Annotated in this window: 5 protein-coding genes and 1 pseudogene; 5 read left to right on the plus strand and 1 reads right to left on the minus strand. The window is 69.2% G+C overall.

The features are described 5' to 3' along the window. From QZV72_RS13615 to pknB, 5 genes and pseudogenes are all read left to right on the plus strand, one after another. Nucleotides 1-454: pseudogene (locus tag QZV72_RS13615) on the plus strand (serine/threonine-protein phosphatase); the annotation flags it as partial. Nucleotide 455: 1 nt separating this feature from the next. Next, a complete protein-coding gene (locus QZV72_RS13620; protein WP_297009186.1) occupies nucleotides 456-1832 on the plus strand; it encodes an FtsW/RodA/SpoVE family cell cycle protein in 1377 nt (458 codons plus the stop codon). Continuing rightward, nucleotides 1829-3280 carry a penicillin-binding protein 2 gene (locus QZV72_RS13625; RefSeq protein WP_297009188.1) on the plus strand — a complete coding sequence of 484 codons (1452 nt, stop codon included), beginning with the start codon at nucleotides 1829-1831 and terminating at the stop codon, nucleotides 3278-3280. The genes QZV72_RS13620 and QZV72_RS13625 overlap by 4 nt, the downstream gene beginning before the upstream one ends. After that, entirely contained in the window at nucleotides 3280-4851 is a 1572-nt protein-coding gene (locus tag QZV72_RS13630) for a serine/threonine-protein kinase (RefSeq protein WP_297009189.1), read from the plus strand. The genes QZV72_RS13625 and QZV72_RS13630 overlap by 1 nt, the downstream gene beginning before the upstream one ends. 97 nt (nucleotides 4852-4948) lie before the next feature. Beyond that, nucleotides 4949-6964: a Stk1 family PASTA domain-containing Ser/Thr kinase gene (gene pknB / locus QZV72_RS13635; RefSeq protein ID WP_297009190.1), complete on the plus strand. Its 2016-nt coding sequence runs from the start codon at nucleotides 4949-4951 to the stop codon at nucleotides 6962-6964. Here the strand turns inward: pknB and QZV72_RS13640 are convergent. Then, complete coding sequence (locus QZV72_RS13640) at nucleotides 6930-7646, minus strand: GNAT family N-acetyltransferase (protein WP_297009191.1); 717 nt, start codon at nucleotides 7644-7646, stop codon at nucleotides 6930-6932. The two genes, pknB and QZV72_RS13640, sit on opposite strands and share 35 nt — an antisense overlap. Nucleotides 7647-7843 lie beyond the last annotated feature (197 nt).

Consider the following 7843-nt stretch of genomic DNA (forward strand, 5'->3'; position numbering starts at 1 on the left):
CCAGACGTCGGCCGCAGCCGCCGCGACGACACGCCAGGCGTCCCCCTCGACCACCCCGGACACCACCCTGGCGACCACCCTGGACACCGGTGACGCCGTCGCCGCCGCGAAGGGCGTCCCGATCCTCATCTACCAGGGTGCCCCGGGCAGTTTCCTCGGTATCCCCCTGCACTCCGCCTACCAGGAGATCTGCCTCAGCGAGGACGCCGAGATCCGCCTGCTGCCCGCCGGCTCGGAGGACCCCTGCCACCGGTTCAGCACGGCCGACCTCACCCCGGCGGCCCGTGGCACCCTCGACACCCTGCCGCGGGACTCCTACCAGTCCGTCCAGGACCAGCTGCGGCGGCTCTCCGCCCAGACCCTGCCGATCTGCGTCACCCGCCGCTCCGACAGCACCGACGGCGACCCCTCGGACCTCACCACCCCGGGTGTGTCCTGCCGGGAGGTGAACTGACGTGTCGCGCACCCGCACCGCACACGGGCGGCCACTCGAGCTCGGCCTGCTGATCTTCACCGCCCTGATCCTCGGCACCGCAGTGATCGCCCTCCAGCTGTCCCAGTCCGACGTCGCCACCCGCGCCGGCGGCGACGCCACGGGCCTGACCTCCGAGGTGTTCACCGTCCTCGGCGGCTTCATCGCCGTCTTCGGCATCGCCCACGTGGTGATGTGTCTCAAGGCGCCGGACGCCGACCAGATCATGCTGCCCATCGCCGCCCTGCTCAACGCCATCGGCCTGGTGATGATCTACCGCATCGACCTCGCTTCCGAGACCACGCGGGCGAACTCGCAGATCATGTGGACGGTGGTGGGTGTGGCGATCTTCTGCGCCGTCATCATCTTCATGCGCTCCCACCACAACCTGCAGAGCTACGCCTACCTTCTCGGCCTCGGCGGCCTGTTCCTCTCCGCCCTCCCGATCGTGTGGCCGACCTCGATCAACTCGGATGCGAAGGTGTGGATCAGCCTCGGCCCGTTCTCGATCCAGCCCGGCGAGTTCGCGAAGATCATGCTCCTGATCTTCTTCGCCGCCCTCCTGGTCAACAAGCGCACCCTGTTCACCGTCGCCGGCCGCCGCGTCCTCGGCCTGCAGTTCCCCCGGCTCCGCGATCTCGGCCCGATCCTGCTGGTCTGGGGCCTCGCCATCCTCATCTCGGCATTCCAGAACGACTTCGGCCCCGCCCTGCTGCTCTTCGGTACGGTGCTGGGCATGCTCTACATAGCCACGGGGCGGGCCTCCTGGCTCATCCTCGGTGGCGGCCTGGCGCTCATCGGCGGCTGGGGGGTCTTCCAGATCTCCGACAAGATCCGTGACCGATTCACCAACTTCCTCGATCCCCTCAGCAACTATGACGGCACCGGATACCAACTGTCCCAGGCGCTGTTCGGCATGAGTTTCGGCGGAGTCACCGGCACCGGGCTCGGCCAGGGCTACCCGCAGCTCGTCCCCATCGCCTACGCCGACTTCATCCTCTCCTCCATCGGTGAGGAACTCGGGTTCATCGGGTTGGCCGCCGTCCTCGTCCTGTTCGCCGTCCTCGTCACCCGCGGCATGGTCACCGCCCTCAACGCACCGGACTCCTTCGGCAAGCTCGTCGCCGCAGGCCTCTCCCTGACGATCGGCATCCAGATCTTCGTCGTCACCGGCGGCATCTCGAAACTACTGCCGATGACCGGCCTGACCACCCCTTTCATGTCACACGGCGGGTCGAGCCTGCTGGCGAACTACCTGCTGCTGGCGATCATCCTCAAGATCTCCCACGACAACCGTGCCCGCACGGGGGACACCGGCCCGGCGGCCACCACCGACAACCGGGCGGAGGTGCCCCAGTGAACCGTGCAATCAGGAACGTCTCCGTCTTCGTCTTCGTGCTCATCGCGATCCTCCTGGTGAACCTCACCTGGATCCAGGGCTTCCAGACGGACACCTACGCCCACAACTCCCGCAACGCCCGCCAGTACTTCGAGACCAAGTCCGTCCCCCGCGGCCAGATCACCGCCGGTGGGCAGGTGCTGGCACAGTCCACCCCGGACGAGGACGGCTACTACCAGCGCAGCTACCCCACCGCGCCCGCCGCCTACGGCTCGGTCATCGGCTACCTCTCCGACCGCTACGGTGCCGCGGGTATCGAGCAGTCGCAGAACTCCATCCTCGACGGCACCGATGACTCCCTGCTCCCCAGCCAGGTGTGGGACACCCTCACCGGCAAGGAGAAGCGCGGTGCGAACGTCGAGCTGACCCTCAACCCGAATGTGCAGCAGACCGCCTACGACCAGCTGTCCACAGCCGGTTACTCCGGTGCCGTCGTGGCGATCCGGCCGTCGACCGGGGAGATCCTCGGTATGGCGTCCACCCCGTCCTACAATCCGGCGGACATCGCCTCCACCGACACCGACGCCGCGGACGCCACCTTCGAGTCCCTCCAGAGCGACGACCGGTCACCGCTGCTCAACCGCGCCACCCAGCAGACCCAGCCGCCGGGGTCCACCTTCAAGCTCATCACCACCGCCACCGCCCTCGCCGCCGGCGACAACGCCGAGACCATGGTCACCGGTGCCCCGCAGATCACCCTGCCGGACGGCACCACCACCCTGGAGAACTACGGTGGATCGTCCTGCGGCGCCGACCAGGTGACGCTGCGCACCGCCTTCGAGAAGTCCTGCAACACCTCCTTCGTGGACCTGTCGCAGCGTCACGGCACCGACGCCTTCAAGAGCACGGCCGCAGCATTCGGCATCGATGACGGGGACGCCTTCTCCCACCTCGGCCTTCCGGTGCAGGACTCGACCGTCGGTGAGATCCCCGACGCGTCCGCCCTGGCACAGTCCGCCATCGGCCAACGCGATGTCGCGCTCACCCCGCTGCAGAACGCGGTCATCGCCGCGACCATCGCCAACGGTGGCCGGCGCATGGAACCGCACCTCGTCAGGCAGGTCACCGGCGCCGACCTCACGCCGCTGGAGACGACGAAACCGAAGGAGGTCACCCAGGCCATCTCCGGTGACATCGCCTCACAGCTCACCGATCTCATGAGGAGCGCCGAGACCTACGCCGGCGGCACCATGGGGCTGGCCTCGAAGACCGGTACCGCGGAGCACGGCGTCGACTCCCGCAACTCCGACCCGCACGCCTGGTACGTCGCCTTCGCCCCGGAGGGTGACGTGGCCGTCGCTGTCCTCGTCGAGAACGGTGGCGACCGTGGCCAGGCCGCCACCGGTGGCGCCGTCGCCGGCCCCATCGGACGCGCCGTCATCCAGGCCGCCCTCCAGGAGGCGCAGTAATGAGCGACGAGACCACCGCCTTCCCCACCGGTGGGCAGTCCGATGATCCCCACCGGGAGGACGCCCGCCGCATGCAGCGCGTCCTCGACGCGTACTACGGGCCCCGGTTCCACGTCGACCGGGTCATCGGCCGCGGCGGCATGTCCACCGTATGGCTCGCCGGCGACGACGGCACCGCCGACAGCCCCGCCCGCGATGTCGCCGTGAAGGTGCTCAAGCCCGAACTCACCGACGACGCGGAGTTCCGTGCCCGGTTCCGCGCCGAGGCGGAGGCCGCGGAGACCGTGCGGTCCCGGCATGTCGTGGAGACCTACGACTACGGTGAGGTGCCCGATGTCGACGGCACCGGCATCACCTACTGCTTCATCGTCATGGAGTACGTCCAGGGCGAGTCCCTGGCGGACATCCTCGCCCGGGAACGTACCCTGCCCGAGGTCATGGCACTGGACCTGCTGACCCAGGCGGCGACCGGCCTGCAGGCGATCCACGAGCGCGGCCTGGTCCACCGCGACATCAAGCCCGGCAACCTCATGATCACCGCCGACGGGCTGGTGAAGGTCACGGACTTCGGGATCGCGAAGGCGGCGTCCGCGGTCCCGCTGACCCGCACCGGCATGGTCGTCGGCACCGCACAGTACGTCTCCCCGGAGCAGGCGCAGGGCCATGACGTCGGCCCGACCAGTGACGTCTACTCCCTCGGTGTCGTCGGCTACGAGATCCTCGCCGGGCGGCGCCCGTTCTCCGGGGAGTCGACCGTGTCGGTGGCGCTGAAGCACATCAGTACGCCCGCCCCGCAGATCCCCGGGGAGGTTTCCACCCCGGTGCGCGGACTCATCGACATCTGCCTGCGCAAGGACCCGCGCACCCGGTACGCCGACGGTGGGGAACTCGCCGCGGCCGCCGCCCGGGTCCGGGCCGGGGGCATGCCGCCGGCCCCGGTGTCGATGTCCGCGCAGACCCGTGCCGTCACCACCCCGCCCGTGCCACCGGTCACCGGGACGCGACTGGGCCGGGTCACCGACCCGTCGAACATGGGCCCAGCACCCCGCCCCAACGGACCGCAGAACACCCGGCAGGGGCATCCGTCCACCACGTCGCGTCGGGCGGGGGGGACGTCGGGGTCCGGGTGGATCTGGTTCATCGTCATCGTCGCCCTCGCCGGGGTGGGTGTCCTCGTCTGGGCACTGTCCCAGGGCCGGGGAGGTTCCGGTGACGAGTCGCCGACGCAGACCACCACCGTGATCGAGCAGGTCCCGGTCGCGCCACCGGATCAGGGGGAGTGGACCCCGGAGGACACTCCTGGGGAGATACCGGAGGAGACCGTGCCGGACTCCACCGACGGTGACCTGCCGACACAGGCCCCCGGTCCCACGTCGACGCCGGGCACCGGCACCGGCGAACCGACCACCCCGCCCCACACCGAACCCCCGGACGACCACGACAGCGGCCCGACGGACACGGCGGGCGAGAACGGGCAGTCCGGCGGCACCGGCGGGGCACACAGTGCCCTTCCTCCGGCGCCGGGAACGGCGACCACCGTCGACGGCGATGATGCCGCGGGAGAAGCATGACCGGGACCATGACTGCTGGTGGTGGCTTGAACAACCCCGGTAAGGTCACTGAGAACACCACGGCCGGAAACCCCGCGCAGTGGGAAGGAGAGGCAACGTGGATCTGACCAACACCACGCTCGGCGGCCGTTACCGTCTCGGGGCCGTCATCGGCACCGGTGGCATGTCGGACGTCTACGCGGCCACCGATGAACTGCTCGGACGCGACGTCGCCGTGAAGATGATGCGGGCGGACCTCGCCCGGGACGAGACGTTCCTGGAGCGGTTCCGCCGGGAGGCGAAGAACGCGGCGAAGCTGAACCACCACGCCATCGTCGCAGTGTACGACACCGGACAGACCTCCCCGGAGACCGGCTCGGTGCCCTACATCGTCATGGAGCGCGTCCACGGATCCACCCTGCGCGAGATCATCCGCGACTCCGGCCCGATGCCCGTCACCGAGGCCGGCCGGGTCATGGCGGAGGTCTGCCGCGCCCTGTCGTTCTCCCACGAGGCCGGGATAATCCACCGGGATGTCAAGCCCGCGAACATCATGATCACCAACACCGGTGCGGTGAAGGTGATGGACTTCGGCATCGCCCGCGCGCTGTCGGACTCGACCTCCGCGATGACGCAGACCTCGGCGGTCATCGGCACCGCCCAGTACCTCTCTCCGGAGCAGGCCCGTGGCCGGTCCGCGGACGCCCGGTCCGACATCTACGCGGCGGGCTGCGTCCTCTACGAAATCAGTACCGGGCGTCCGCCGTTCTCCGGTGAGTCACCGTTCTCCGTCGCCTTCCAGCACGTCCAGGACGCCCCGGTCCCGCCGTCGACGCTGCCGGGTATGCGGTTGGATGACCAGCAGTCCCTGGCACTCGATTCGGTGGTCCTCACCGCCATGGCGAAGGATCCGACGGACCGCTACGACACCGCCGAGGAGATGGCCTCGGATCTGCAGGCGCTGGCTGAACGACGGATGCCGATGGCCGCGGTCGCCCATGCGGAGACCACGGCCTTCGGCGCCGGGAACGCCCATGAGGCGCCCGCGTCGGAGGACGTCCCGACGACCGTGTTCGCCCCGGCGGCGGGTGCCGCGGCAGCCGGTGCCGCAGGCGCAGTCCCGGCAGCCCGTGCCGCAGGCACAGTCCCGGCAGCCCGGAACAACGGCACCGGCGACAGGCCCGACCGGACATCGGGGAAGCGCCGCGCCGGCACCGTGGCCTGGGTGATCGCACTTGTCGCCCTGCTCGGCGTCGGCGGCGTCCTCGCCTACAGTTTCCTTTTCGACGGTGGTGGTATCGGGAACAACCGGTCCACGGTTTCCGTGCCTGACGTCCGCGACCGTCCACAGGCCGAGGCCGAGAAGATTCTCGAGGACGCCGGGCTCCGCGTCGAGATCGCCGAGCAGGCCGATGCTGACATCGAGCGTGGCAACGCGATCGGCACGGACCCCGGTGCGGCCTCATCGGTTCCGGAGGGGTCACAGATCACGCTGCTCGTGTCCTCCGGCAAGGAGATCACCGAGGTGCCCGACCTGTCCGGGATGACCACCGAGCAGGCGCAACGGGCCCTGAGCGACGTGGGTCTGAAGCTGAAGCCCCAGGTCGAGGAGGAGGCCAGCGATTCCGTGCCGGCGGGTGAGATCACCAGCCAGTCACCGGGACAGGGTTCACAGGTCTCGAAGGGCACCGAGGTGGCGATCACCGTGTCCACCGGTACCGAGCAGGTGCGCGTTCCGACGGTCTCGGGGCTGGATCTCGAGGCCGCCCGCGCGAATCTCGAGGGCGCCGGGTTCACCGTCGAGGTGAACATGGTGGACTCCGCCGAGCCGGAGAACAAGGTACTCTCCGCGTCCGACGAGGGAACCCGGCAGCCGAAGGGGTCCACCGTGACGCTCACGGTCTCCAAGGGCAACCAGTTCATCATGCCGAACCTGCAGGGCAGCAACATCAACGCTGTCGAGGGGATGCTGAAGGACGCCGGGTGGACCGGCGGAAGTGTCCAGCGTGAGGAGGTGCCGACCATTGACCCGAGGACGATCGACCAGGTGACCGGTCAGTCCTCCTCAGCAGGTGCAATGGTCGACAAGAACGCGACGATCACCGTGCGGGTGAACGTCCTCGGGGTGCTCTGACAGCGTCCTGAGGGGTGAGGGTCCGGATCCCGGAGGTGTCGAGGCGCAGGCACACCCGCGGCAGCACATCCAGCCCGGACGCAGTCTCGCGACACCGTACAGTCCGGAGCTCCGGGCCGATGGTTTCCGCACGCATGTCGGTGAAACCCTGTCGGCGGTAGAGCGGACCGTTCCACGGGACGTCACGGAAGGTCGTCAGCACCACACCGGGTAGACCGTGCCTCGCGGCGCACTCCACGGCTGTTCTGAGAAGCCCGGCACCGATCCGCTGCCCGCGGTACCCCGGGTCCACGGACACCTGCTCCACGAGCACGTCGCCGTCGACGACAGACAACCACATCCAGGCGATGAGGGGGCGAGGGGCAGGGTCCGGGCGCTGTCCCGTGGGCGGGGTCCGCCCGGATGTGCTCCCGCCCGGGGTCCGCCGGTTGTCGCCACCGTCCTCGACGACGAACACAGCGTGGCCGAGTACCGAATGACCCAGAACCGCAGCGTGCAGAGTGGCCTCGTCCGGCGGATCGTCGTCCGCGATGACGTCAAGGCCGATGTCGCGGAACGGTTCGCCGGACCGGCGCTCCAGGTCACGGATCTCCGGAATGTCGCGGGGGGCTGCGTAGCGGAGCCGGTAGCGTGCGTCGTTGCCGGTTCCACAGATCGGGTGTGGAGAATGCTCCCTGTCCATGGCGTTCATCCTATGCGCGTCCGGAGGCCCCGGTTCAGGAACCGCATGCGAGGCTCCGAGGTCACCGGGGGGTCGGGACACGGCGCCCGACGTGGTGCTGCTGGACGTGCATATGCCTGCTGTCGCGGTGGGTGACGGACAGCCCGCCGGGTTGAGCAGCCCGACCACCACAATCCGGACACACCACAAAAAAGGGG

The sequence above is a fragment of the uncultured Corynebacterium sp. genome, assembly GCF_902782855.1.
Lineage (GTDB): Bacteria > Actinomycetota > Actinomycetes > Mycobacteriales > Mycobacteriaceae > Corynebacterium.

Coding starts and splice junctions, on each gene's coding strand:
- QZV72_RS13630 (WP_297009189.1), top strand. CDS start 3,280: ATGAGCGACGAGACCACCGCCTTCCCCACCGGTGGGCAGTCCGATGAT.
- QZV72_RS13640 (WP_297009191.1), bottom strand. CDS start 7,646: ATGGACAGGGAGCATTCTCCACACCCGATCTGTGGAACCGGCAACGAC.